This window comes from Candidatus Methylospira mobilis (genome assembly GCF_009498235.1).
Taxonomy (GTDB): Bacteria; Pseudomonadota; Gammaproteobacteria; order Methylococcales; family Methylococcaceae; genus Methylospira; species Methylospira mobilis.
Window position 1 is genome coordinate 747,884 of the sequence record NZ_CP044205.1, and the last position, 24,843, is coordinate 772,726.

Consider the following 24,843-nt stretch of genomic DNA (forward strand, 5'->3'; position numbering starts at 1 on the left):
TCAGCGTAGCTCCTGCGCTACGGGTGCCGATGGCGCAGTCAGCAGCGTTGCCCAATATTGTTCATTGAGTTGGCGTACTGGCGTATTGGCATGAGCGGCCGCATTTTCCAGCAGGGGCAGCATGGCTTTTTCCGCTATCAGATACACCGGATGTTTGCGGGATGCCAGCCAACTGTCTATTCGGGCCGGATCGGCTACTTGATGAGGGCGTTCGGCGCTGTTCTTGAGCGCAAAGATGATATAGTTGCTGGTGAATTCATCGCCAACATCGCTGAATACCGTCAGTTCGCGCTGCAGATAAAATGCAAGTCCGCCGGGGAAGCAGCGTATGCAGGCCACTTCGGTCTCGGGTGTTAACTCATTGAACTGTCTGGCCAGTTCGCGCGAGGAGCGTCCTGCGCCATATATCTGCATCAGATCGAAATTGACGGTTACCAGCGCCAGCGGCAGCGCCAGGAAAGCTGCAAACGCCAGCGTGAGGCTGCGCCGCAGGCGCGCGTACAGAGCCAGGGCGCCGACAGCGGCGAGGGTGACGACCAGGCTGTTGAGCGCCGCGGGCCATGGCGTCCAATAGGCATCCTTGATTTGCAGCAAAGCGTGCAGTTTTTCCGGTTGTTTCAGCTCGAACCAGAAAAATGCGCCTATCGCAGCGCACACAAAAGCGATGCCCGCCAGCGCGCGCATGATCATATGCGCGATGCGATTATCGGCGCTCTCCATGGCCAGCGCGAATACTCTGGCTATGAGGATGCCCAGCGTAACGGTAGTGGACAAAATATAGCCGGGCAGCTTGGATTGTGAAATCGAAAAAAACAGCACTACGGCCAGCGTCCAGACCATGAGCAGGCGATCGGCGGATCGCAGTTGCGCGCGGCACTGCCACAGCCGTGCCAGGCCTTCGGGAAGTAGCGCGCTCCACGGGAAAAAACAGCTTGCAATAATCACCGCATAAAAATAAAACGGCTGGGTGCGTTGGAATTCGGAGGTTCCAAAACGCGACAACGACTCCTTGACGATGCCGTAATACGGAAAGTCCGGGTGATGATAGCTGACTCCGGCAAACCACGGAGCCACTATAAGCAGAAAAATGGCAATGTGCAGCGGCGAAAAGATTCTGCGCAATGCGCCCGGCTGCCGTTCGACCAGTCGCCACAAGGTAATGACCAGCAGTGGAATGATAAAACCGACCGGTCCCTTGACCAGGGTGGCGACGGAGCCCAGCGCGGCGGCGAGATAGTGCCGGCGCTTGCGTTGCGCTTCATCAGGCGTCGTTTCGGCAACGTAGGCGGCAAAGATGGAGGAGCAGACGAAAAAAGCCAGCGTCATATCGAAAATGACGTAGCGGGAAAATACCATGAACAGCGGCATGGTGGCCACTATCATGACCGCCAGCAACGCCGTGCGCGCGGAGTATTCGCGCCGGCAAAAAGCATAAAGCACCAGCAATAACCCGCACCCCGCCAACGCGGACGACAGCCGGGCGCTGGTTTCCGATACGCCTAATACCGCATAGGTCAGCGCTACCGTTCTGAAATAGAAGGCAGGTTTGTCCAGATAATCGAGACCGTTGTAGACGGGGACCAGCCAGTTGCCGGATACCAGCATTTCGCGGGCAACCTCGGCGTTCCTTCCTTCGTCCGGAGAAAGAAGCGCCAAATCGCCCAGGCGATTAAACAGCATGAAAAAAACGATAAGCACAGCGGCGAGTAGCCCGAGCCAGGTGCGGGTTTTGTCGGTGATATCAGAGGAAAGCATGTTGCGGGGTATTCTGTAAGCTTCAGGAAGCGACGCAATATTGTATTTTAGCACACGGTATGTTTATACGCTCGGGATTAAATGGGGATAGAGCGGATGGCCCTCTAAACCCCTGATCTGGTTGGCCGCAACCATATTGGGTTCATCCTGGTTGCTTGAAGCCAGACGGATAAGCGCCGGCGCTGGTTGGTGGCGAAGAGTTGCCGATAAATTATGTTTAAACGATGGCATGTGGATTGCTTGTTATATGGCATGTGGATTGCTTGTTATAAGGGTCCTTTAATTCTAGTGAGAACAATCATGAAATTTAATGTGCTTATTTCCATCATAGTCAGTCTTTTTCTGATGGCCGCTTCGAATGTTTCACTGGCGGAGAGCGGTGGCGACAAGGAAAGGTCCGAATATGCGAACTGCCCGCATCATCTTGGAAAAGGTGGCGCGGAAATGGATAAAAAGCTGGAGCAGCTGCATCAGAATTTGAAGCTGACCGATGTCCAGGAGCCTTTATGGAAAGATTGGACGGCGAAACTGCTTGCAACACGCGACGCATGGAAGAAAAACAAGGCCGACCATGAGGCCTGGAAAAACCTGAAAGTTATCGAACGGATGGAGAAACGGTTGGCTTTAACCCGCGAGCGTCTCGCCGGCGAAGAATCCAGTCTGGCAAGCGCCAAGGCATTGTATGCGCAGTTGACCGATGCTCAACGTAAAACTTTTGATGAGCAATTCCCTTTCGGTCATCACGGCGATAAGGATGGAGGCGACAAAAATAAGCGGTAAAAAAACCTGTTTCCGTTCTAGTATTTACCCTTTCCAGAAATTATAGCGCAAGCGTTTGAGAGAGAATTTGTTATGCTGTGAGAAAAGCCCGGCAGGAGACGGTTTTTTGTTTTCATGCCATGCGGTAACTATTCAGTGAGCGCTTTTGATTCATGCCTGATGCAGTCGGGTTGAGGCAAGCCAGTCGAGACACGCGGAAGCATGTCGGGGGAAAAATAACGACGCTGCCAGTCGGTCCCTTATGTCTGGAAGCTCTCTGCGCCCACCCGTGGGTGCTGAAGGTCTCGCCTGACTCACCTCGCTTCCTCATTCAGCGGGTAGGCTGAATAGTTACGTCATGCTTTTTTTGCAGACGCGGCATGGTCGTGGAAACCGTCCGCGTTTAACTCCGGAGCAGCTTGAAAACAAGGTTGAAAAACGGATCAACAAGGGCGGCTACACTACGAATCCATGCCGTAGCGCCCCACGATTATTGGATATTGATACAGTCATTGAGCGATATCGCTCGGTTGTTGCGTCATATAACCCAGCTTGCGCAAGAGCGACGGCAAGATAATTCGCATCCCGGCCTATCTTTCGATAGAGCCTGGTTGAGCGGCTGCAAGGGCATGGGCGAGCCGTTCTCGAACCGGCTCAAAACCAGCACAGCCATGGCTGCGCTGGTGCTTCTGGTTGATGGCGTATATTTTGCTTGGCTTTGTGCGTCCGAAGGTAGTGTCAAGATATTTCGCGCTTTCCGGCCGGACGCGCCTTGCCGGCGTATGAACGCCGCTTCGGCTGATTCTGACGGCATGACCATGTTTTCTTTTGTGACCGAACATAACTCATTGATATAGGTATTTCACTTTGCCGGCCTATGTCAACAGAACCTAAGCAATACTCGATATCAGGAACCGCAATGCCGCATCCGCCCCTGCTTGAAGCGACCGAACTTGTCGTCAACTACAAAAATCATCGAGCCATCGACCGTCTGAACCTGTTGGTGCCGGCCGGTTGCGTGTATGCCATGCTGGGTGGCAACGGCGCCGGTAAAACTACCGCCATCAGCACTTTTTTAGGTTTCATTCAGCCTAGCAGCGGACGGGTGTCGATCGACGGCGACACGCCGATGCAGAATCCCGGCGCGGTGCGCGCCAAGTTGGCGTATTTACCGGAAAACGTCGCCTTGTACGATTACATGAGCGGTTTGGAAAACCTGGGATTCTTTTGCGCGCTGGCTGGTATTCAACTGAACCGTGAGCAAGGCGTCGAGTTGTTGAACGGCACAGGTCTGCAAGCCGACGCCCATCACAAGCGGGTAGCGAATTATTCGAAAGGCATGCGCCAGAAAGTCGGACTGGCGATTGCCGACGCCAAGCAGGCTAAAGTGATGCTGCTCGACGAGCCGACTTCCGGTCTCGACCCCAGCGCAGCCAACGATTTCGCGCAACGCATCCGCAACGCCGCCAATCGGGGCAGGGCGGTATTGCTGGCTACCCACGATTTATTCAATGCCAGGCAGGTCGCCGACCGGATCGGCATCATGAAAGCCGGCCGTCTGGTCGAAGAGTTCGACGCCCACAGCGTCGCCCACGACGAACTGGAGCAAAAATATCTGGCTCATGCACGGGGTTTATCGTGATAGCCGCCATTGTTCGCAAGGAACTGCTGGGGGTGCTGCGCGACGGACGTTTTCTGTTGCTGGCGATTTCGGTATTCGTGCTGCTGTGCGGATTTTTTCTCGCCTCGACGGACGAATACCGGCGCATTGGCGCGGAGAAACAGGCAATTGGCGCTACGGTGCGCGAGCAATGGGACCATCAAGGCGTTAAAAATCCGCATACCGCCGCCCATTTCGGGATTTACGTATTCAAACCGGACTTGCCGCTGGCGGCTGTGGATCCGGGGTTGCGCGCGTTTACCGGGCAAGCGTTGTGGCTGGAGCCGCACAAACGCAATCTGGCGCGCTTCAGTCCGTCCGCCGACCAAAATCTGGCCGGGCGTTTCGGGCAAACGACGGTGGCGTTCGTGCTGTACGCGTTGTTGCCGTTGATGATGATTGCGCTGGCGTTTAACGCCATCAGCCAGGAACGCGAGCACGGCACCTTGCGGATGCTGCATTGTCTGGGTATTTCCGGCAGACAATTACTGTTCGGCAAGTTTGCCGGTCTGCTGAGTGCATTTGTACTGGTGCTGTTACCGGCTGTCGTAATATCGCTGCTGATTTTGTATGCGCATTTCCAGTCCAGCCGCGACGGTCTGTTACGAATGCTGATACTGACTCTGGCGTTATTCATCTATTACGCCATATTTGCCGCAGTGTCCATGGCGGTTTCGGCGGGCCTGCGCAACAGCCGCACCGTGTTGTTCGCCTTGCTGGCTTTCTGGCTGGCGAGCGTGCTGGTCGCACCGCGTCTGGGCGCCGCTGCCGCCGAACTTCGACTTCCCACCCCCGATGCCGCCGATTTCTGGAACGGCATCAAACACGATATGCAAAACGGCATCGGTAACGATGGCGAAGCGACTCGCCGGGAAGCGGCTTTCCGTACTCAGGTGCTGAAACAATACGGCGTTGATAAACCGGAAGACTTGCCGGTTGGTTACACCGCGCTGTTGCGCCATTACAATGACGAATACTCCAGCCGGGTGCACGAACTGCACTTCGCGCAATTGCGCGCCACTTTCCTGCAGCAGCAAGCCTGGAGTCATATGGTTTCCTGGTTGGGGCCTTCCGTCGCGATGCGTTCGCTGTCGATGACGCTGGCCGGCATGGATTTGCCGCATCAATATCATTTCGAGGATGCCGCGGAACGCTACCGGCAATATTTTATCGGCCTGACCGACGATTGGGACAGGCAGCGCAGTCACGGCACGCTACGCACCGCCGAAGGCGGTAATGAAGATTGGAGCAGCGTCGACGACTTCGATTATCGCGTACCGGACTGGCGGTTCGCGCTCGGCGCTGCCTGGCCGGATGTGGCGGTGTTGCTGATCTGGCTGTTCGCAGCGTTGAGTTTGCTGATGCTGGCGTCCAGGAGGTTGCAGCCATGAGTTTATTGTTTAAAGCCGAGTTCTTGCGGTTTTCCCGAAACCCGCTCAATCTGCGCGTGCTGGCGGCATTTTCTGTACTGTTTTGCGCGGGCGCGATCTGGGCCGGAGTGAGCGCCGGCGCATTTCGTGACAGGCTGGTCCAGCGTCAGCAATCCTGGCTGCAGGCGGTGGAAAAACTGCAAAACGCTGCCGATAGTGGCGCCGTTCAGGCCGCCCCCGAACCTTGGGCGGACTTGCCAGCGTTGGGCGGTCTGGTGTTGAGTGTGCGGCAATTCGATCTGCTCAATCCGGAAATACGCATTCTTACCCGTAGCCGTTACACGGACGGTCGCAATAGCGATCAAGTCTATAACCCGCTGCTGCTGGAATGGGGGGTGCCGGATTTCGCCACGCTGCTGGTATTGCTGCTGCCACTGATGGTGGTCGGACTCTGTTACGGTCTGGTGCAGGAAGACCGGGAGCAAGGCTGCTGGCGGCTGGTCTGCGCGCAAACGGCGCGGCCTTGGCGTCTGGTTTTCGCTGCGCTGACCGTGCGCTTTATCGCCGTGCTGGCTGTGGCGGCCCTGGCCTCCCTGCTCGCGTTTGCGCTGGATTCCGGCATCGACATCCGGACGGTGCTGGTTTGGCTGTGCCTTATTGCAGCCTTTTTGTCGTGCTGGATTGCAGTATCCGCGCTGTTGCTGTTGTTACCGGTCTCGGCTGCCGCGGCAGCGCTGGGCATGCTGGGCGTGTGGCTGATTACTACGTTTGGGGTACCCGCAGCATTAAGCTGGGCGGCCAATTCTCAACAACCGATGCCTTCGAGGCTGACCGCGATAGTGGCGATTCGCGCTATTGATGCCGAGATCGCCGGGCAGCGCGACACATTGCTGGCGGCCTGGTATCAACAGCATCCCGGCGTCAATGCGCCGGCCGATCCGAAGGCGTTGCCGCGGCAGCTGACCTCATTGCCGGCCAATCTGGAGCTGGACAGGCGAGTGCGGTCTTTGCAGCGTCAATTCGACGCGGTTCGTCAGGCGCAGTTCGAATTGATGCGGCGCTACGCTTTTCTGTCGCCGGCTTTGGCCGTGCTGTTGAATGCCGATCAACTGGCGGGTATCGATGCCACACGTTATGCGGCGTTTGTCGACGCCGTTAACCGGTTTGAGGATCAATGGCGAGACTACTTTGTTCCCCGATTGATGGGCGGTGGAAAACTGACCGCCGACGATTATCGAGCAATGCCGGCGTTTGACCCAGGCGCATTAGCCTCTGGCGGCGAGAATTCGCTGGGTATCGTCATAAAATTGCTGACTACGGCGTTTGCCGGTTTGCTGTTGGCGGCCGGTTTGCGCAAATATTTATCCAGACCGTAGTAAGAACGGTTCGTTAACTGTTCAGCAGCGTTTTTTCAAGAATAACTTGTCGGATTCAATTGATTTTTTATTTCAGGCAACTATGTCATTGTCCCGCTTCAGGGCTCGGGGGCAGTTAGTAGAAACGCGCCCCTGTCAGGCGCTGGATAGTTGGTAGTTTAAGGCCCGCGCCGCGCATAATGGTAAGTCATCAGCAGGAAGAATTGAGCGCCAAAAATCAGGTTGGCCAGCAACAGATGAATCGGCTGCACAAAGGCCGGAAAGCCGAGGCGATCGAGTACGACGCCGCTCGCGATTGCGCAAATAATCAATGCGCCGGGAATCATGCCGGCTGCGAACAACAAGCTGCCGCCCCGGATATGGCGATAAATCTGCCAGGCTATCCACAGATTGGTCAGCAATATCAGCGAGGAAAACGAACGATGCACGTAAAAAATCAGCGGAAATTCCTCGCGCCATAAGTGGCGGTTGAGATGAGCGAAGGCCATGGACAGCAAATCGACCGATTCGCGGATTTGCGTGCCCATCGCGATCTGCAGCAAGGTCATGACCAGTGCGATTTTCAGCACCGTGCCGACGCGCGCGGAAAGCCGGCTGGCATCCACTTGTTCGAGCTGCCGGCTCTGCGAGCGGGTAATCGCGTAAATCAGCATGCAGACGATGATAAAGGCCGTCGCCATATGCGCGGTGATCATCGCCGGACGCAGATTACTGGCTACCACGGCCGATCCCAGCCAGCCTTGGAATCCGGTCAATAGCATCACGCCGGCGGATACCCAAAATACCGTCGCGTCGGACTTCAAAAAACGCCGCGCGCTGAATGTGGTCAGTATTATCAACAGACCGGTGCCGGCGCCCAGTACGCGGTTGGCATATTCGGTCCAGGTTTTGACGGGATTGAAATCGGTGTTGGCGTAACCGCGCGCGGCGTAAATAGCATGATAGTCAGCGGGCAACTGCGATTCCTGGGTAGGAGGTATCCAGCAGCCGAAGCAGGTCGGCCAGTCCGGACAGCCCATGCCGGCCCCGGAAGCGCGTACGACACTTCCGGCCAGTATGACGAGGTAAACGGCGGCGATGGTCAGCGCGCCCAGGCGCCGGAAACGGATAACGTCGGTTATATTCATAAATCTGGGCGCTTTGGTTACTTTTGTTTTTTACCGTGATTCGGCAGCATGCGCGCCAATGTGTCGTCGCGATCCACAAAATGGTGTTTCAGCGCCGCCGCGGCATGTCCTGCAATCAGAATACCGAATGCCCAGGCCAGCGTGACGTGCACGTTTCTGAAGGCTTCGCCCAATGACTCGTTTTTTTCCAGCAGTACCGGCAGCGGCAAAACGCCGGCCAGCTTGACCGGATAACCAAAGGCATTGCTTTCGGCCCAGCCGGCCAGAGGCACCAGTATCATGAGCAGGTAATAGACTATAAAGGCGTAGCCGGTAATCTTTCTCAGCAGTAACGGCATGGTTGCGGACAGCGGCGGCGGTGGATTGAAACTGCGCCAGGCCAGACGGAAAGCGACGGCAGGGAGCACCGTGCTGCCTGTGGCTTTGTGCCAGCCTATCAGGCTGGAGCGCTCCGGTCCACGCGGCAGATCTTCGAAGTAGTAGCCTAAAACCCGGGTGCCGATGATCAGCACGGCCATCAGCCAATGTAGCCATTGCGCTGTCGGGTTGTAACGTATGGTGTTGCCGAATGCCATTAACGGGTCTCCCTGATTTCAAAAATGCGGTGTTTATTCTGCTAATAATATTGCATTTTGTGACTGCGCAGTGATGTTATAGACTGCTGATCATCAACACCGGTTGCATTTTGTTAGAATGATACGCTTTTGTTTGCTTCTTGTTGTCGCAGTTTTGCAGGGCTGCGTGACATCGCCGCCCAGCAATGTCGCTGATATTTGCTCGATTTTCGAGGAGAAAAGCGATTGGTACGACAGCACGCTGGCCGCATACAAGCGCTGGGGCGCGCCTGTACACGTACAGATGGCCATTATCAACCAGGAGTCGTCATTTGTGGGGGATGCGCGGCCCGATCGCGTACGCTTTCTGGGGATACCGCTCTGGTGGCGTCCCACTTCCGCTTACGGATACACTCAGGCGGTCGATATGACCTGGAATGATTACATCAAGATGACGGGTAATTATGGGGCCGACCGGGACGACTTTGCCGATGCCGCCGATTTTGTCGGCTGGTACATGAAACACACCACGCTGTCGCTTGGCATCTCCGGCAGCGATGCCTACCGCCAGTATCTGGCGTACCATGAAGGGCGGAAAGGATACCAGCGCGGCCACTGGAAATCCAAACCCGCGCTGGTAAGGGCTGCGCGGCATGTCGCCACTTTTGCCGATCGTTACAAAAAACAGTTGCGGCGATGCCAATCCAGCCTGGCGAGCGGTGAGGAAGATGAATAAAGCGCTTTGCCCGCAGCGCCCTTCCTGACGGCGCGTAATTTCTGCTCTACGCTCCGTTTTTTCCGGTATTGCTACTTTCAGGACAAATCCTTGAGACAAACACAAAATTTTTTTGCGACGGCGCCATTGGGCCTGGAATTGCTGCTGGCGGACGAACTGCAGGCGCTTGGCATGTGCGAGGTCAAGGCGGCGCGCTCCGGCGTCTATTTCGAAGGCGGTCTGGTTCATGCCTACCGGGTTTGTCTCTGGTCGCGGCTTGCCAATCGCGTATTGCTCAAGCTGGCGGAATTTCCCGCCGCCACGCCGGAGGCGCTATATGACGGTGTGAGCGCGCTGGACTGGTCCGCGCATCTCGATGACGGCGCTACGCTGGCGGTTGATTTCGTCTCGCAGCGTTCGCAGATTAGCCATACCCAGTACGGCGCGCAAAAAGTGAAGGATGCGATCGTCGACCAGTTCCGCGCACGCACCGGCAGCCGGCCTTCGGTCGACATGCATCATCCCGATCTGCGCATCAATGTTTATCTGGAGCGGGATCAGGCGGTGCTCAGTCTTGATCTGGCCGGGGACAGCCTGCACAAGCGCGGTTACCGTCTGGACGGCGTCAGCGCGCCGCTGAAAGAAAATCTGGCTGCGGCATTGCTGCTGCGCTCGGGCTGGCCGGAGATCAACGCCGCAGGCGGCGATTTTGTCGATCCGATGTGCGGTTCCGGCACCTTGCTGGTCGAGGCGGCATGGATGGCCGCCGATGTCGCTCCCGGTTTATTGCGCGAATCCTTTGGTTTTATGGGCTGGAAACAGCATGATCGAGGCGGATGGTATGCGTTGCTGGACGAAGCGCTGGCGCGGCGCGAACAGGGCCTGGCCCGGCTCGACGCATCGATTTACGGCTGCGATATCGATCGTAGCGCGATCAGCGCCGCTCAGGCCAATGTGGATCGCGCCGGATTGACGGATAAGGTAGAGGTGGCGCAGCGCTCCGTAGTCGATGTGCGCCCGCGCAAGGCTTCGGGGCTGCTGCTGGTGAATCCGCCCTACGGTGAACGACTGGGCGACGACGACACTCTGGTTCCGCTCTACACCGGTCTGGGGGAAACTCTGCGCGAGCGTTTTCAGGGCTGGAAGGCGGGCGTATTCACCGGCAATGCCGACATGGCGTTCAAACTCGGTATCCGTTCGCACAAGAAATACGCGCTCTACAACGGCGCGCTGGAATGCAAGCTGTTCAATTTCGAAGTGGATGCCGCGCGCTTTTTCGAACCGCGCGCCGATGAAAGCGGATTAAGCGAAGAAACGCGGGAACTGAACCGCTTGCTGCGCCGGGCAAGGGCGTTAGCGCAGAAGCCGGAGCAGGGCGCGGGCGCGGAGATGTTCGCCAATCGCGTGCGCAAAAACCTCAAGAATCTCGGTCGCTGGGCGCGTCAGCAGGGCATCTCCTGCTACCGCCTATATGATGCCGACTTGCCGGAATACGCGGTAGCGGTCGATCTTTATCGCAGCGAGCAGGAAAATAAAACCTGGCTCAATGTGCAGGAATACGAAGCGCCCGCCAGCGTCGATGCCGGCAAGGCGGAAAGCCGTTTGATTGAGGTACTGGCGGTGCTGCCGCCGGTGGTGGAAATTCCTCCCGAGCAGATGTTTCTGAAAGTACGCCGCAAACAGAAGGGCGCGTCGCAGTACGAGAAGCAGGGCGAAGTCGGACATTTTCACCAAATAACGGAAGGCGGCTGCCGTTTCTGGGTCAACTTTCAGGATTATCTCGATACCGGCCTGTTTCTGGATCATCGCAGCACGCGCTTGATGATACAGCAGCGCGCCAACGAGAAGCGTTTCCTGAACCTGTTCGCCTATACCGGAACCGCCAGCGTGCATGCCGGCGTAGGGGGGGCGTTGACCACCACCACGGTGGATATGTCGCGCACCTATCTGGACTGGGCGCGCCGCAACATGGCGTTGAACGGTCTGAACGGTTATGCGCACGAGTTTATTCAGGCCGATTGTCTGTCCTGGCTGGCGGCGGAGTCGGCGAAGCCCGTATGCCAGTTCGATTTGATTTTTCTCGATCCGCCGACGTTTTCCAATTCCGCGCGCATGAGTGCCAGTTTTGATGTGCAGCGCGATCACGTCACGCTGCTAAAGCAGGCAATGCAATTGCTCGCGCCGCAGGGCGAGTTGGTTTTTTCGACCAACTTCCGCCGCTTTAAACTGGATGCCGCCGCGCTCGGCGACGCGGAGATCAGCGATATCAGCGCGCGTACCATACCGCGCGACTTCGAACGCAATGCGCGGATTCATTATTGCTGGATTATCAGGCGGAAATGATGCTGCCTTCAGCAGAAGGGGGGCAGATTTATTTCCAGGTTAATTTTAAACTTTCATGCTCGCCACATATCAACAAGTCAGTAGCGCGTCTTTCAGCGAGCCACCAGCAGTCAAGTTGTTCCATAGGGCAACATCGCCGCCTACTCCGTCCGCACCGCCGGCATTTGCATAAAGCTACGCCGCCTGTAGCTCTTCGTGCAGGATTTTACGCAAGGTTTCGGCTGTAACGGGCGCAGACTCAGGAGAAAGGCTAATGCGCAGTGTCTCGTTTATCAAGGTTTGGTAGCCCTTGCCGCTGGCGGCGGCCCGTTCTTTGAACGCGGTCAATATATCGTCATCCAAAAAAATAGTAATCCGGGTTTTGCCAGTGGGCTCCAGCATTGCGCCGCGTTTGCCGTTGGAAAAGTCGCATTCGTCTTTCATGACTCAGCCCTCTTGGTAAGCACGCCGTTCATGGGGTTCGGCCAGACGCGCAGAAATTAAACGGATTTCATCTTCTTCACGATAGTGATAGGCGACCACGATGATTGCGGGCTAATCCGTCCATGCCCAACGTGACAAATCGCTCATCATTATGATCGAGTCTTCAATGGTAATGGTCCTATCATCGTAGAAGACCGGCCTCTACTGGACCAAATCGACTTGATGTTTTTGCCGATTGAGTTTGTCTTTAGTCGGGTCGTGGGTAATGTTCATGCTCTAACTATGTATATCTTATACCTATTTACAAACAGCAAACCACAGTTCGAATTGCCTCAAATTTAAAGTAACCGAAGAGGCCTTTAAAAAGGATGGGAACGGGGGCGGATTTATTTTCATCGTATCAGCTAAAATGGTTCTGAATAGCCGCGTCGCTTATAACAGATAAACCGTTGTCTGTCCCTTGTTATTTCTTATTATTTAAAGACAAGTAAATTTCTTCCGATCATTGAAGACGAGGCATTTTCTCGCCTATAATTATTCAGGCATGGCACTGCCGGTCAGAAGCCTGGAGGAATTTCCCGTGCGATGCCTGTGGAAATCCTGATTTACTCATTTTTCCAGGCAATCTCGGAACACAAAGCAGAGTATCACGCCGGCCTTTCAGGCCAGGGTAACTGCGCTTGTTCCACCCTGAAGGGCTGGGTTTTAAATCAACAAGGAATTGGATGAAGACGAAATATAGTCGCTTCGAATAAATCAGCGCCTCTCCAGGGAGGCCCAGAACAAGTCGATTTCATTCAGGGTTCGACAAGGCTCTATTGAGCGCAGTCGAAGGACTTGATCAGGTCTTGCTTGGCCCAAACAACATGGTACTGAAACCGGTATTTGTCGCCCCATGATTAAAAGTCGTATTCGCCGAAACAACTTGCGAGGAACTGATTTAAACCTGCTTACCGTATTTGAGGCGACTTACGAAGAGCAAAGCCAGGTCAAGGCTGCTGAACGCTTGGGGATGACGCAGCCCGCCGTCAGCAACGCACTGGGCCGCCTCAAGCATCTTACGAAAGATACGCTGTTTTATGGAAGATCTAATACCGGTTTGCAGCCTACCGCCCGCGCTAATGAAATTTATGCACAGGTTCACCGCGCGCTCAATCTGGTGCGCATGGGGCTCATCAATGGGAACGAATTCGATCCGTCGCTGAGTCACCGCCATTTTTCAATAGCGATCAGCTACGGAGGTGGTGCCGCGGTCGCTGCGCCATTATATAGATATATCCGGCAACAGGCGCCCAATAGCCGTATTACGATACGCGCGATAGATATAGAAAAAGAAGTCAGCACGCTGTTGCGCGACCAAGGTCTGGATGTGATTCTGCATTATGAGAAATACATCGAACCGAGTTTGGTACATGAGTTGATTTATCAACACCAGACCGTTCTTGTTGTAAACCGCGATCATCCACGTATCAGGGAAGCGCCGACGTCAGCCCAGATAATGAATGAAAATTTCGTTGTTGTATACGGCCCTTATCCGTTCGTTGTCGGGGAAAGCGACGAATTATTCGCCGATATCAATGAGCGCGTGGTACTTCAGGTACCGAACGTGATGACTTTGCTGCAGGTGATCGAAGATTCGGATTTGCTGGCGTTCACCACTCAGCAATTCGTACATACCTTTAAAAACAAGTTCAACATCGTCAGTTACCCGGTTCCGTGGCAAGTGGAAAATGCGCCGCTGTATATGATTTGGCACCGCTCGGTGCAACTCGATTCCGGCCATAAGTGGCTTAGAACCCAGGTGAAGCAGATCGTACAGGACTTCTGGATTCCGCCAGACGATACCGATAAGCTGAATAAAGACCACCTACGCTGGCGTTTAAGCCATGCGCAGTTCACCGGCCAATGACGCAATCCTTTCAACTTACGCAAATATTCAGTATAAATATTTTGGATCATAGAAAATGTCTTTATTTGTAGAAGTTCAGACTCTGCATGGCGCCCCCTTATTCTAAAAAACCTTTAGCCCGTTGGACACGCCATAGTTATTTGCGAGGGTAAAAATATTTACGCGCAGGAATCCAGGCCAGCTTCAGCGTTTTTTATCCCGGTTAGATCTATACATACTTTAGTACTGCACCGTCCCCTCTGTGTCAGAATAGTTATCGCTTTTTTTCATTTTGTACAGATATAACCCGTTATTCATCCAAATCCGTTTCTGGTTTGAAACTCCGGCGTTGCTGCTGCCCGGCCTGAAACGCCGAGCAGCAGGTTCCATTTTTCAGATCGGCTCAGCGCGTCGCGCAAAACCCGAACTGAGTTGTTCCTCCCGCCGAAATAACGTTGTTTTGTCCGCTGATACTGCTGGCAGTCAACGTGCTGCCTGATTGCGTATAAACCGCATTCCACAGATTGTTGATTCTACCGCCGACCTGCTGCGTGACCTGCCAGGATTGCGTTGCGGTATTTCCGCCATTAGTGACGTTTACCTGCGCGCAATAGCCTGCACCCCAATCAGAACTGATCGACAACACGCTAGTGATCCCGTTAGTCGAGGTTGCGGGAGCCGCCGGTGCGGAAGTCGTAGTCGAAGTAGAAGCCGGACGAGTCGCGCAGAATCCAAAAGTCACTGATGCGCCACTCGCGACGGTATTATTCCAGCTCAGTCCGGAAGCGAGCAGTTCGCTGCCGCTTTGCGTATAGCCGGCATTCCACAGATTATTGACGGTGCCTTGAATCGTAACCGAGGTATTCCAGAAGACCGTGGCAGGCGTCGAATTGAGCACCGTGACCGTAGCACAATAGCCGGTTCCCCAGTCCGAATTAATTGTCGTTTTCCCGGCCAGTGAAGTAGTCCCAGTCGGGGTGGGCGGCGTTACCACCGGAGTAGTGGTAGTAGTCGGTTGGGTGGTAGTCGTTGTCGTCGTTCCCGAGCCTGAAAGTCCCCATAAACTGGCTAACAGATTGACTTTATCCTGCCAGACCGCTGTCCAATCGTCCTGGAGTATCCCTCCGGTATCGCCGCTGTTCGGATTCCAGCTCCAGTAGAATAAATTGGTGATGCCCTTACCTTTAAGGTAGGCAATCAAGGCATTCTGAAATTTGACATCTTTCGGATCGCCGCCGTGACCGTACTTACCGCCGATTTCACCGATTGCGAGGGTATATCCGGCTTTTTTAAACTGGCCGAAATGCGCATCCCAGATAGCAGGCATGTTATCCGGAAAGGTTGGGTCGCTGAAGTAGGTTTGCTCGTAGACGTCCGGACCGTAAACATGCGGGGCCAGCACCAGTTTATTGGAAGGTATATTGAGCGGATAACAGGATAGCGGTTCGAGGTTACCGCCCCACCAGTGGGCGGTCGTTCCGCTGCATACCGGGTTTCCCTCTACGCCCTCGACAAAGACCAGAATATCCGGCGCAGCGTTCAACACGGCGGTTGCTGCCATTGCCGCAGCGCCGTTCCAATCGGTCGAGGCATTTCCCGTTCCCCAGGTTGCAGCGCCGTGCGGTTCGTTTTTCAAATCGATCCCGATAAAATGCGGGAGCGATTTGTAACGATTCGCCATAAACTTCAGATCGCTTATCCAGCTTTGCGCCGAATAGTCGGATTCGTACCAAAGTTCGGAAATGCCCGCATTGCAATTCAGCCTATGATGATCGAGCAGAATATAAAACTGCTGGCGATCGAATTCGGCGAGTACCGCATCCAGAATCTGCAGGGAGTTTTTTCCGACAAGGTCGGGATTCAATGTGCGGTCGTAGTTGGTGGCGCTGGCGCCTACCAAGGTGTCCGGACAAACCGGTATTCTTACCGCATTAAACCCGAGGGATTTCATCTGGTCAATCATGCTCTGCCAGTTTCGGGCCCACAAACCATTCACGATACGGTCGGACGTTTCGAAGCCGAACCAGTTAACGCCTTGCAATTGAATCGGATGATTGGCGTCATCGTAGACGGTACCGTCCTGAACCGTATAGGCATGTACCCCCGCAGTCCAGAACAATAATGATATGACTGCAGTTTTTACCAAGGATATTTTCATGTTGCATACCTGACTTATTTATAATGATGAAAAAAGGATGAGTTTTTGCTAAGGAATCACTGATTAACTCAAAATAGACTGACTGCGAGCTAGTAAAATGAATGGATTGCCATGAAAATTTACGGTAAAAACTGATCAAATCAGCGATTACCTAACTGCACCGTCAGCCAACCATCACATGGTTGCATGGGTATGTATCCACGACAAATTTATAATTTATAAAATCAAATTATTTTTTCTGAATATGTTGCCTGTGTATTTGCAATATCAAGTAACCCCTGATTGTGCGCCGTGCAAAAGTGCTGTTTTCCAGCGGGTGCGAGTCCCGCCCGGCAACTTTCGCAGCGACTGAAAGCAACCAGAGCAGACGCAGAAGTAACGAAACGGCTGGTTCCTTTGGTGCAGGAGTTCGGCGAACATGCACTACGGCGCTGCTGAATCGGGTTGCTCATCACTGCGGCATCCTTGAAACCGGCAACGATTCCTATCGATTCAAACAGCGAAAAAAGGCGGTTGAAAACCAATAACCTTACAACTTAACTGGAAACTTATCGGCGCTCTTTACTGGAAACTTTTCAACACCGTTTGACACGCATGGAGCGTGAAATCTTAAAAAAGTCCGCAGTCTTTTTTGCGAAAGAAGCCGAATAAAGTACGGGTTTATTCAGGCGCAACAGAAGACGTATCCAGTGACCGTACTTTGCCGAGTGATGCAGGTGAGTACCCGTGCGTATTATGAATGGTTAAAAGTCCCTCAGGACAGCGACAGGAATCAACAGGTTGCCGAGAGGGCGAGGCAGATTTTTATCGACAATAAACAGTGCCTTGGTTCGCGTCGTTTAGCGGATCGATTGCAAAAACAGGGTTTTACCCTTGGGCGTTTTAAAACGCGGCGCATCATGCGGGAATTAAAATTGAAGGTTCGCTATCCCAGGCGAGTTAAAGTCACTACCGATAGCAAGCATAACGAGGCCATTTCGCCCAACCGCCTGGACCGGCAATTCCAGGTTGCCAAGCCCAATCAAGTATGGACGACCGATATTACCTACGTGTGGACCCTGCTTGTTCCTCAATCTGAAAGAGATGGATCGTCAGGTAGAAGAGCTGGAACAGCAGATACGCCTCTGGCATCGGGATGACGAAGCCAGCCGCAAACTGGAAGCGATACCCGGCATCGGGTCGATCACCGCCAGTGCGTTAGTCGCTACGGTAGGTCAGGCGCGCGAGTTCAAGGATGGCCGGCGGCTGGGACTGATAAAAGGAGCAACGTCGCAGATTACGCAGGCAATCAGAAAATGATGGCGAGACAGGTCAGACCGTGAGTGGGAAAAGTCCGGTCAACTTTGCGGGCCTCGAGCCCGATAACGTGATAGGGACCCCACTCGGCGGATTCCATCAGGGACAGAAGCAATCATCGGCTTCAAATAAAGTCCGGATGTATGGCTGCAATCTTCACCTTCTCAAAATCATCGACTGAAATGTCCGGCAAAATGTGGGCGTCCATGTATAAGTTGAGCGGCGCGCGCAAAAACGGTGGTAAGTAGGCCGGTTGTCAAGCGCGTCCGCCTCGAACGCTTCGTTAAAACGCCGATGAAACACAGTAACGCTGAAGCCAGCGCAGCGCTGAAAAAATCTTTTAAGCGAGCCGTTACGCAGGCCATATTTCTGCGATAGGCCATCATGCGAGCGCGGAGTTATTGTCCCGGCTGCTGGGGTTCGACATTGCGCCCAATCGCATAGCCGTTTCGATGGCGGCAGGCGATCACGCATTAATTTTGCGTTTATTGCAACGCTTGCCGGAGGGTAAGATACTGGACGAGGTTGAATTGGCGGCTGTCCCCCTTCGAGCTGTGATTGCTAAGCCGCATGCCCGCCTGTTGTGAAGTGGATAGCGCTTGTCCTGCTGGAAAAGCGCCGGTCTGATATTATTCCAACCATCAATTACGGAGGTGCAACCGCATGTATCCGAAAACCCATGTGATACTGGTTTCCGATCCGGCCACACCCAATCTGACGCCTGCGCTGGATGCCGATTTAAAGCCTGACGAAAATAGATTTGAGCAGAGAAAACGGGTCTTAAAGTTTTATTTTTAAAGCAAGGATAATACCATGGCTAAAGTAACCCGCATGCATCACTCATCCGTCCTGGTCGACAATCTGGCGCGGTCGCGCTTCTTCTATGAAGAATTGCTCGGCCTGATCGTCTGTCCCCATCGTCCGCAGCTAAAGTACGACGGCATATGGTACGATTTGGGCGAACAGCAGATACACCTGCTGGTGTTGCCTTCTTCCGAAACCGGGCTGGAGCGTCCCGAGCACGGCGGGCGCGACCGTCACGTCGCTGGTCGACGACCTGGACGGCATGGCCGGGCCGCTTGACCCACCCAGAACGGAGTGGCTTTTACGTGCGGCCATGTGGGCCGCAAGGCGCTGTTTTGCCGTGATCCTGATGGTAATGCCATTGATCTGATAGACCGGAGCATAGTGAATTAGACTTATCCTGAATTTATCTCCATGGCGCCGTTGACGTTGACCTGATCCCGGTGCTAGCCATAATGACAGGTGAAGGCAGCAATATCGACGGCAAGAGCAATGCCTTGCATGAACAGTTTCTGTGTTTTCATTCAACCGCCTCCCGAGATGCTGTTATTACTGACAGGCTGAAACGATAGAAACGCCGTGCGATAATCATGTGACATAAGCTCCCGATTGCATGGGCTGCCATTCGCCTCTATCTCTAAAGGAGAATCTGGACCAGATGATACATAAATACATAGAGCGCATACTGAAAGCGCGCGTTTACGATGTGGCTGTTGAAACGCCGCTTGATTATGCCGCCAATCTGTCGAAACGTCTGGACAACTCCGTTTATTTGAAGCGTGAAGACATGCAGCAGGTATTTTCGTTCAAGCTGCGCGGAGCCTATAACAAAATCGCATCGCTGACCGACGATGAAAAGAAAGCGGGCGTGATCGCCGCATCAGCAGGCAACCATGCCCAAGGCGTCGCGCTGGCCGCAAGCAAGCTGGGTATTACTGCAATCATCGTCATGCCTTGCACCACGCCGCATATCAAGGTGCAGGCGGTGCACAATCTGGGCGGTCAGTCGATATTGCATGGCGACAGCTATGACGAGGCCTGTGAATATGCCAGAACATTGGCCGAAGAACGGCATCTTACCTTTGTCCATCCTTACGATGATCCGGAAGTCATCGCCGGACAAGGCACCATCGCCATGGAAATTCTGCGCCAGCACGGCGGCCCGATAAACGCCATTTTTGTGCCGGTGGGCGGCGGCGGACTAATTGCCGGCATTGCCGCTTATGTCAAATTCCTCAGGCCGGAAACGCGGATTATCGGCGTGGAGCCGGACGACGCCGATTGCCTGAATCAGGCCATGAAAGCCGCCCGGCGCGTTACCTTGAAACAGGTCGGGCTGTTTGCCGACGGCGTCGCCGTCAAGCAGATCGGTAGGGAAACCTTCAAGCTCGCGCAGCACACCGTCGATGCCGTCATTACCGTCAGCACCGACGAAATCTGCGCCGCTATCAAGGATATCTTCGAAGACACGCGTTCCATAGCGGAACCGGCAGGAGCGCTGGCGCTGGCCGGATTGAAAAAGTACGTGGAGGAAAACGCGGTTGCGCGGCAGACCCTGATCGCAATCGAAAGCGGCGCCAATATCAACTTCGACCGTCTGCGGCACGTGGCTGAGCGCGCGCAAAGAGGCGAGCACAGGGAACTGCTGCTGGCTGTGACCATTCCGGAACAGCCCGGCAGCTTCCTGAAGTTCTGCCGGCGTCTGGATAAACGCAGCATCACCGAGTTCAACTATCGTTACAGCGACCCGCAACAAGCCCACGTTTTTGCAGGACTCCAGGTCAGTAACACCGGAGAGGATAAAACAGCGCTGATCCGGGGGCTGGAGGACGAGGGATTTGGCGTCACCGACATGACCGGCAACGAACTTGCAATCGAGCATATTCGTTACATGGTCGGAGGACATTCGCCTCATGCGCTGGATGAAGTTGTGTACAGTTTCGAGTTTCCCGAGCGTCCGGGCGCGCTGTTGCATTTCCTTACGCTGATGGGGACGCGGTGGAACATCAGTCTGTTTCATTACCGCAACCACGGCGCGGCTTTCGGTCGCGTGCTGATGGCGATACAGGTTCCGCCCCGTGCGCGCCATGAGTTCAAGTCATTTCTGCATGAACTCGGTTATCAGCACAGGGAAGAAACCGATAACCCCGCCTATCGGCTTTTTGCAGGTCGAAACATGTCGGATAAAAGCGAGAAGGAACTATTCTGACAGCGTTTGCCGGCAGATGAGGGTGAAACACTGTTATCCCCCGTCTACGGCAGGGAGCCATAGACGGGATAGCAGTGACGGTCCGGGGTTGATATTCCCTGTCGAAAGATTTGGCTCTTCTTTAACTTTCCACGATAATTGCCCCCGCCATTTCTTCATGGCCCGAGCCGCAAAAAATATCGCAATAAAACATGAAGCTTCCTGTTTTGGTCGGCGTGATGCTTAATCTTATCTTTTGTCCTGGCGTGGCTTCGGCGCGAACTCCGAGTTCGGGGATGGCGAAGCCGTGCAGACGGTCCAGGGATTCGATTTCCAGAACGACGGTTTGCCCTTTTTTCAATACTATTTTGTTCGGTTGATAAAGAAACCGGCTCGCCTTGATGGAGATGACCGGTACGTCCGCTGCGGAAGCTGTTTCAGCATAGGATGCATTCGTCTCCAGCAATAATGCGAGCAAGCTCGCGATCAGTAATCTGCCCTTCATGGTTTTTCTCCCTCGCCAAGTACCTGTTCGTTAATCGCATAGTCATGTTTGCGTAAAGACGCTTTGACGTTTCTGAATCCCAAACCACTGTAAGGCTTGGCGGTATCCCACGGAATCGGCGCGCGTTTGGGCGCCGAGCCGGGTGCGGGTAGCGGGAAGATCAGCGACTTGGCGGCGTAATGAGCAATATGCTCAGTTTTATACTGATGTTCCTGGTGAATATGCCCATAAAATACAGCGACGTTCCGGTGCGGAAGCAGCATCTCGATAGCCGCTTGTCCATCGCGCGTAAACCAGTCCCATTGCGGGTATAAATCGAATAAGGGCCGATGAGTCAACACGACGATGGGCGCTTCGGGTTTGAGTTGTTCCAGATCCGCTTTAAGCCAGTCCAGTTGGGGTGCTCCCAGATTCGCCGCTGGATCGGATACGTTATCCAGAACGATGAAATGGATGCCCTTGTGATCGAAACTGTAATGCAAGGGTCCGAAAAACTCCCTGTAGGCTTCGCCTTGATCCAGAGAGGCATCGTGTTCGCCGGGTATGAACCTGATGTTTTTGACACGCAGAGTGCTCACGATAGCGCTGAATTCTTTCATACGCTGCCGTCTTTGTTGGGGATCGTCGGTGGTATGAGTCAAATCGCCGGTAAACACGACAAAATCCGGCTGGTGTTTCAACGCATTAACGCGGTCGATTGCCTTGGGCAGGGTTAGCTGCGCATCGGGGTTGATCGCGTTACCGCTGAATCCCCAGTGTGTATCCGATAGCTGGACGAAGAAAAAGTCGTTATGATGGAGTTCCCCGCTTTTTCCATTTCCGTTTGTTTTGGCCATGACATCAAATCCCAGCCCGGAAGCGAACACGATACCGCCCAATCCGGTCAGTTTGAGAAAACTTCTTCGATCGATAAAACTACGCATGATGAAACCTCCTGTTGGAATCGCTGAATACTCAGTCAACTACCTATACCGTTGCGCTACGGTGAATATTCCCGATTACCAGGTTTATTTCTGCAACGAAACAGCTTATCGGCGCGTAACGCAGTGGATTTGAGGCGTGCTTGGGAAGTTTTCTCTTGCCCGGCAACACGGAGCGTTGAGTTTTTTGACATTTTCAAGGAATAAAACCGGGCTTGTAATGGTATTGGTGATGTATCAGTCAGGAAAGGCGGGCGATTGACCGAACAGAATAAAACTCAGCGTTTCAACAAACTTGCGTTACAGCATCTGGACGCCGCTTACAATCTGGCCAGATGGCTGACCCGGAATTCACCGGATGCCGAAGACGTTGTGCAGGAAAGCTTGTTGAAGGCGTTCCGTCACTTCGACGGTTTCAGGGGAGGCAACGGCAAGGCATGGTTCCTGACCATCGTCAGAAATTCAAGCTATACCTGGCTGAAATCCCAAAAAGGGTTCCAACAGGAATCCTTCGATGAAGGTTGCGATTATGATGATTTCAATCCTCAATTTCCCGGTGCGGTTTCGTGGGCGAGCGATCCCGAGCAACTTGTGCTGCAGGAAGCCAACCGGGAGCTGATCGATGCCGCAATCCGGGCGCTGCCTGCTGAATTTCGCGAAGTCCTGGTGTTGCGAGAGCTGGAGGATTTTTCCTATAAGGAGATTGCCGCAATTACCGGGAGACCGGTTGGTACGGTGATGTCACGGCTGGCCAGGTCACGCGCACTGCTGCGCCGTATGCTTGCACAGCATTTTTCCGTGGAGTCTGCAAGATGAATTGTCAGGATGTCGAAATTCACATACATGGCTTTCTTGACAGGGAGCTGGAGCTCGGCGCAACGCTGGAGGTCGAGTCCCACCTGGAAACCTGCACGTCCTGCCGGATGAAATTTCAGGAGTTGAGTGCAATGCGCACCGCTATGCAGGACGCAATGAGCTATCATCGTGCGCCGGATTCCCTGCGCGCGTTGCTGCAAAAGCCGCCTTATAGTGTCCGCGAGCAAAACCGGAAGCAGCATAAGTCGCTGTTTGCGCCATGGCGGATGCTTGCTTCCGTCTCTGCCGTGGCGGTTCTGTTTCTTGCCGTCGGCATTGGCTTGCAATTGCAGGAGGAAGCACCGCTGGACCGGTTATCCGAAGAGGTTGTCGCCAGCCATGTGCGTTCGCTCCTGGCTGCGCACTTGACCGATGTCGCCTCCTCGGACCGGCATACGGTGAAGCCCTGGTTCGAAGGCAAGCTTGATTTCTCGCCGCCAGTTGTCGATCTGAGCGGGCAGGGGTTTCCTCTAATCGGCGGACGTCTGGATTATCTGAACGCCAGAGCGGTTACCGCGCTGATCTATCGGCGTAGACAACATGTGATCAATGTCTTTATCTGGCCCAAGGATGCGGATGAACCGCAAGTGGAATACAATGTGACTCGCAAAGGCTATAACGTGATTTCATTCAAATCCGGTGAAATGAACTACTGGGTTGTTTCCGACCTGAATAAAAAAGAGCTTGCGGAGCTGGGCAATCTTTTACATGCGCCGTAGCAGGAGAACGATTTATCTGTCGTAGACTATGTTCTGTTGACATAAAACGAAAGTGAATAAATTAGTTAGTTAGCGTGATGTCGTCAGAATCAGCCCCCGGGCTTGCTCCGGGGGCTGACGGCATCCAATTTACTCGGATGTTACTTTGAACTCATCCGGACTCCGGGATAAGTAGTTTCACTGTTCAGGCTTCCAATAACAGAATCACATTACCTGCCGCGCCGGTTGCATAGTGATGCGATTTATGGAACGGAACTACTGGAAAACGTTTTTGCCGGTTGCACCGGCGATTTGCTGCGAGATTAAACCTTTGCCGACCAGTTCCTGCAGGTGCTGGTCCAGCGTCTGCATGCCGTCCTTGCGGCCGGTCTGCATTGCGGAGTAAATCTGCGCCACTTTGTCTTCGCGTATCAGATTGCGGATGGCCGCCGTGCCTGTCATGATTTCCCATGCGGCTATGCGTCCGCCTCCGGTTTTTTTCAGCAGGGTTTGCGCGATGACGGTCTGCAGCGATTCCGACAGCATGGAGCGCACCATGCTTTTTTCGGCAGCGGGAAAAACGTCGATGATGCGGTCGATGGCCTTGGCGGCGGAACTGGTGTGCAGGGTGCCCAGCACCAGATGGCCGGTTTCTGCGGCGGTCAGCGCCAGACGGATGGTTTCCAGATCGCGCATCTCGCCGACCAGGATCACATCCGGGTCTTCGCGCATGGCCGAACGTAGCGCATCGCTGAAGCTTCTGGTGTCGCGATGCACTTCGCGCTGGTTTACCACTGCGCGCTTGCTTTGATGCACAAACTCGATCGGATCTTCAATGGTCAGAATATGCGAATAGTCGTTGCTGTTAATGTAATCGACCATAGCCGCCAGCGTCGTGGATTTACCTGAACCGGTGGGTCCGGTGACCAGAATCAGGCCGCGCGGTTGACGTGTGATTTCTTCGAAAAGAGGAGGGCAGCCAAGCTCCTGCAGAGATTTGACAGTGGAGGGAATGGTTCTGAATACGCCGGCAGCGCCGCGATCCTGATGAAAGGCATTGACGCGAAAACGCGCGATGCCCGGCAACTCGAAAGAGAAATCGGTTTCCTGCAGATCTTCATAATCCCGTCGTTGCCGATCGTTCATGATGCCGTGCAGCAGCGCGTGGACTTCCCTGTTCTCCAACGCTGGCGCATTGGTGCGTCGTATATCGCCGTCCACGCGTATCATAGGCGGCAGGCCTGCGGACAGGTGTAAATCGGACGCGCCGCTTTTGACGGAAAAGGCGAGTAATTCGGCAATATCCATGGGCGAATGAATTTTGTAAGGGCGAAGAAAGCTGAATTATCAGAACTTTCAGCTATCGTTGCAATTCCCTGTTTGCAGGAGCGGGCTTTAGCCCGCGAATAGCCGACCGCTCGCGGGCCAAGGGTTCCGCTTCCAAACCTG

The 24,843-nt window shown here is 54.2% G+C and carries 23 protein-coding genes and 2 pseudogenes; 17 read left to right on the top strand and 8 right to left on the bottom strand.

Going from position 1 to position 24,843, the window contains the following annotated elements:
• Positions 1–1,755, bottom strand: a complete 1,755-nt coding sequence (locus F6R98_RS03105; RefSeq protein WP_153247723.1) for an ArnT family glycosyltransferase — start codon at positions 1,753–1,755, stop codon at positions 1–3.
• Between the two features lie 300 nt (positions 1,756–2,055).
• On the opposite strand from F6R98_RS03105, the gene F6R98_RS03110 reads away from it, so the two are divergent.
• The 5 genes from F6R98_RS03110 to F6R98_RS03130 all read left to right on the top strand — a co-directional run bounded on the left by F6R98_RS03110 (position 2,056) and on the right by F6R98_RS03130 (position 6,920).
• The gene (locus tag F6R98_RS03110) at positions 2,056–2,535 is read left to right on the top strand and encodes a Spy/CpxP family protein refolding chaperone (RefSeq protein WP_194270109.1); all 480 of its coding nucleotides are present in this window, start codon (positions 2,056–2,058) and stop codon (positions 2,533–2,535) included.
• 398 nt (positions 2,536–2,933) lie between these two features.
• Positions 2,934–3,371 (top strand): hypothetical protein, encoded by a 438-nt coding sequence (locus F6R98_RS03115; protein WP_153247725.1) that lies wholly within the window; start codon positions 2,934–2,936, stop codon positions 3,369–3,371.
• A gap of 62 nt (positions 3,372–3,433) precedes the next feature.
• Complete coding sequence (locus F6R98_RS03120) at positions 3,434–4,156, top strand: ABC transporter ATP-binding protein (protein ID WP_153247726.1); 723 nt, start codon at positions 3,434–3,436, stop codon at positions 4,154–4,156.
• A complete protein-coding gene (locus F6R98_RS03125) occupies positions 4,153–5,565 on the top strand; it encodes a DUF3526 domain-containing protein (protein WP_153247727.1) in 1,413 nt (470 codons plus the stop codon). The genes F6R98_RS03120 and F6R98_RS03125 overlap by 4 nt, the downstream gene beginning before the upstream one ends.
• The gene (locus tag F6R98_RS03130) at positions 5,562–6,920 is read left to right on the top strand and encodes a DUF3526 domain-containing protein (RefSeq protein WP_153247728.1); all 1,359 of its coding nucleotides are present in this window, start codon (positions 5,562–5,564) and stop codon (positions 6,918–6,920) included. The genes F6R98_RS03125 and F6R98_RS03130 overlap by 4 nt, the downstream gene beginning before the upstream one ends.
• A gap of 158 nt (positions 6,921–7,078) precedes the next feature.
• Here the strand turns inward: F6R98_RS03130 and F6R98_RS03135 are convergent, their stop codons facing one another.
• Together F6R98_RS03135 and F6R98_RS03140 are read right to left on the bottom strand one after the other, a co-directional pair.
• Positions 7,079–8,047 carry a COX15/CtaA family protein gene (locus F6R98_RS03135; RefSeq protein WP_153247729.1) on the bottom strand — a complete coding sequence of 323 codons (969 nt, stop codon included), beginning with the start codon at positions 8,045–8,047 and terminating at the stop codon, positions 7,079–7,081.
• Positions 8,048–8,064: 17 nt separating this feature from the next.
• Complete coding sequence (locus F6R98_RS03140) at positions 8,065–8,622, bottom strand: cytochrome b (RefSeq protein ID WP_153247730.1); 558 nt, start codon at positions 8,620–8,622, stop codon at positions 8,065–8,067.
• A gap of 118 nt (positions 8,623–8,740) precedes the next feature.
• On the opposite strand from F6R98_RS03140, the gene F6R98_RS03145 reads away from it, so the two are divergent.
• Both F6R98_RS03145 and rlmKL read left to right on the top strand, forming a co-directional pair.
• Positions 8,741–9,337 (top strand): transglycosylase SLT domain-containing protein, encoded by a 597-nt coding sequence (locus tag F6R98_RS03145; RefSeq protein ID WP_194270110.1) that lies wholly within the window; start codon positions 8,741–8,743, stop codon positions 9,335–9,337.
• Positions 9,338–9,427: 90 nt separating this feature from the next.
• On the top strand, positions 9,428–11,659 hold the full coding sequence (rlmKL, locus tag F6R98_RS03150) for a bifunctional 23S rRNA (guanine(2069)-N(7))-methyltransferase RlmK/23S rRNA (guanine(2445)-N(2))-methyltransferase RlmL (RefSeq protein ID WP_153247731.1): 2,232 nt from the start codon (positions 9,428–9,430) through the stop codon (positions 11,657–11,659).
• A 174-nt stretch (positions 11,660–11,833) separates the two neighbouring features.
• Here the strand turns inward: rlmKL and F6R98_RS03155 are convergent, their stop codons facing one another.
• Positions 11,834–12,082, bottom strand: coding sequence for a BrnA antitoxin family protein (locus F6R98_RS03155; protein WP_153247732.1), 249 nt, complete (start codon positions 12,080–12,082; stop codon positions 11,834–11,836).
• A gap of 895 nt (positions 12,083–12,977) precedes the next feature.
• On the opposite strand from F6R98_RS03155, the gene F6R98_RS03165 reads away from it, so the two are divergent.
• The gene (locus F6R98_RS03165; RefSeq protein WP_153247733.1) at positions 12,978–13,991 is read left to right on the top strand and encodes a LysR substrate-binding domain-containing protein; all 1,014 of its coding nucleotides are present in this window, start codon (positions 12,978–12,980) and stop codon (positions 13,989–13,991) included.
• Between the two features lie 382 nt (positions 13,992–14,373).
• On the opposite strand, the gene F6R98_RS03170 is transcribed toward F6R98_RS03165, so the two are convergent.
• A complete protein-coding gene (locus tag F6R98_RS03170) occupies positions 14,374–16,128 on the bottom strand; it encodes a glycoside hydrolase family 5 protein (RefSeq protein ID WP_153247734.1) in 1,755 nt (584 codons plus the stop codon).
• Positions 16,129–16,550: 422 nt separating this feature from the next.
• Here F6R98_RS03170 and F6R98_RS21825 point away from each other — a divergent pair.
• The 7 genes and pseudogenes from F6R98_RS21825 to ilvA all read left to right on the top strand — a co-directional run.
• Positions 16,551–16,655: pseudogene (locus F6R98_RS21825) on the top strand (ATP-binding protein); the annotation flags it as partial.
• Positions 16,656–16,838: 183 nt separating this feature from the next.
• On the top strand, positions 16,839–17,267 hold the full coding sequence (locus F6R98_RS22685) for an IS3 family transposase (RefSeq protein ID WP_407079303.1): 429 nt from the start codon (positions 16,839–16,841) through the stop codon (positions 17,265–17,267).
• Positions 17,212–17,391: pseudogene (locus F6R98_RS03185) on the top strand (transposase); the annotation flags it as partial. The gene F6R98_RS22685 and the pseudogene F6R98_RS03185, both read left to right, overlap by 56 nt.
• A gap of 398 nt (positions 17,392–17,789) precedes the next feature.
• A complete protein-coding gene (locus tag F6R98_RS03190; RefSeq protein WP_153247736.1) occupies positions 17,790–18,011 on the top strand; it encodes an STIV orfB116 family protein in 222 nt (73 codons plus the stop codon).
• Positions 18,012–18,087: 76 nt separating this feature from the next.
• Positions 18,088–18,222 (top strand): hypothetical protein, encoded by a 135-nt coding sequence (locus tag F6R98_RS22395; RefSeq protein WP_265588130.1) that lies wholly within the window; start codon positions 18,088–18,090, stop codon positions 18,220–18,222.
• 15 nt (positions 18,223–18,237) lie between these two features.
• Complete coding sequence (locus F6R98_RS03195) at positions 18,238–18,507, top strand: VOC family protein (protein ID WP_228125064.1); 270 nt, start codon at positions 18,238–18,240, stop codon at positions 18,505–18,507.
• 379 nt (positions 18,508–18,886) lie between these two features.
• Positions 18,887–20,437, top strand: coding sequence for a threonine ammonia-lyase, biosynthetic (gene ilvA, locus F6R98_RS03200; protein WP_153247737.1), 1,551 nt, complete (start codon positions 18,887–18,889; stop codon positions 20,435–20,437).
• Between the two features lie 121 nt (positions 20,438–20,558).
• On the opposite strand, the gene F6R98_RS03205 is transcribed toward ilvA, so the two are convergent.
• Entirely contained in the window at positions 20,559–20,921 is a 363-nt protein-coding gene (locus F6R98_RS03205) for a cupredoxin domain-containing protein (protein ID WP_153247738.1), read from the bottom strand.
• Complete coding sequence (locus F6R98_RS03210) at positions 20,918–21,844, bottom strand: metallophosphoesterase family protein (RefSeq protein ID WP_153247739.1); 927 nt, start codon at positions 21,842–21,844, stop codon at positions 20,918–20,920. The genes F6R98_RS03205 and F6R98_RS03210 overlap by 4 nt, the downstream gene beginning before the upstream one ends.
• A gap of 255 nt (positions 21,845–22,099) precedes the next feature.
• Here F6R98_RS03210 and F6R98_RS03215 point away from each other — a divergent pair, with 255 nt between their 5' ends.
• Positions 22,100–22,657 carry a sigma-70 family RNA polymerase sigma factor gene (locus F6R98_RS03215; RefSeq protein ID WP_153247740.1) on the top strand — a complete coding sequence of 186 codons (558 nt, stop codon included), beginning with the start codon at positions 22,100–22,102 and terminating at the stop codon, positions 22,655–22,657.
• Complete coding sequence (locus tag F6R98_RS03220) at positions 22,654–23,415, top strand: anti-sigma factor family protein (protein ID WP_153247741.1); 762 nt, start codon at positions 22,654–22,656, stop codon at positions 23,413–23,415. The genes F6R98_RS03215 and F6R98_RS03220 overlap by 4 nt, the downstream gene beginning before the upstream one ends.
• Before the next feature lie 255 nt (positions 23,416–23,670).
• On the opposite strand, the gene F6R98_RS03225 is transcribed toward F6R98_RS03220, so the two are convergent.
• Entirely contained in the window at positions 23,671–24,702 is a 1,032-nt protein-coding gene (locus F6R98_RS03225) for a type IV pilus twitching motility protein PilT (RefSeq protein WP_153247742.1), read from the bottom strand.
• Positions 24,703–24,843 lie beyond the last annotated feature (141 nt).

What these genes read in the sequence shown, in the direction of transcription:
- F6R98_RS03105 (WP_153247723.1), bottom strand. Translation starts at nt 1,755, where the DNA reads ATGCTTTCCTCTGATATCACCGACAAAACCCGCACCTGGCTCGGGCTA.
- F6R98_RS03110 (WP_194270109.1), top strand. Translation starts at nt 2,056, where the DNA reads ATGAAATTTAATGTGCTTATTTCCATCATAGTCAGTCTTTTTCTGATG.
- F6R98_RS03120 (WP_153247726.1), top strand. Translation starts at nt 3,434, where the DNA reads ATGCCGCATCCGCCCCTGCTTGAAGCGACCGAACTTGTCGTCAACTAC.
- F6R98_RS03130 (WP_153247728.1), top strand. Translation starts at nt 5,562, where the DNA reads ATGAGTTTATTGTTTAAAGCCGAGTTCTTGCGGTTTTCCCGAAACCCG.
- F6R98_RS03135 (WP_153247729.1), bottom strand. Translation starts at nt 8,047, where the DNA reads ATGAATATAACCGACGTTATCCGTTTCCGGCGCCTGGGCGCGCTGACC.
- F6R98_RS03140 (WP_153247730.1), bottom strand. Translation starts at nt 8,622, where the DNA reads ATGGCATTCGGCAACACCATACGTTACAACCCGACAGCGCAATGGCTA.
- F6R98_RS03145 (WP_194270110.1), top strand. Translation starts at nt 8,741, where the DNA reads ATGATACGCTTTTGTTTGCTTCTTGTTGTCGCAGTTTTGCAGGGCTGC.
- F6R98_RS03155 (WP_153247732.1), bottom strand. Translation starts at nt 12,082, where the DNA reads ATGAAAGACGAATGCGACTTTTCCAACGGCAAACGCGGCGCAATGCTG.
- F6R98_RS03165 (WP_153247733.1), top strand. Translation starts at nt 12,978, where the DNA reads ATGATTAAAAGTCGTATTCGCCGAAACAACTTGCGAGGAACTGATTTA.
- F6R98_RS03170 (WP_153247734.1), bottom strand. Translation starts at nt 16,128, where the DNA reads ATGAAAATATCCTTGGTAAAAACTGCAGTCATATCATTATTGTTCTGG.
- F6R98_RS22685 (WP_407079303.1), top strand. Translation starts at nt 16,839, where the DNA reads ATGCAGGTGAGTACCCGTGCGTATTATGAATGGTTAAAAGTCCCTCAG.
- F6R98_RS22395 (WP_265588130.1), top strand. Translation starts at nt 18,088, where the DNA reads ATGTATCCGAAAACCCATGTGATACTGGTTTCCGATCCGGCCACACCC.
- F6R98_RS03195 (WP_228125064.1), top strand. Translation starts at nt 18,238, where the DNA reads ATGGCTAAAGTAACCCGCATGCATCACTCATCCGTCCTGGTCGACAAT.
- ilvA (WP_153247737.1), top strand. Translation starts at nt 18,887, where the DNA reads ATGATACATAAATACATAGAGCGCATACTGAAAGCGCGCGTTTACGAT.
- F6R98_RS03205 (WP_153247738.1), bottom strand. Translation starts at nt 20,921, where the DNA reads ATGAAGGGCAGATTACTGATCGCGAGCTTGCTCGCATTATTGCTGGAG.
- F6R98_RS03210 (WP_153247739.1), bottom strand. Translation starts at nt 21,844, where the DNA reads ATGCGTAGTTTTATCGATCGAAGAAGTTTTCTCAAACTGACCGGATTG.
- F6R98_RS03220 (WP_153247741.1), top strand. Translation starts at nt 22,654, where the DNA reads ATGAATTGTCAGGATGTCGAAATTCACATACATGGCTTTCTTGACAGG.
- F6R98_RS03225 (WP_153247742.1), bottom strand. Translation starts at nt 24,702, where the DNA reads ATGGATATTGCCGAATTACTCGCCTTTTCCGTCAAAAGCGGCGCGTCC.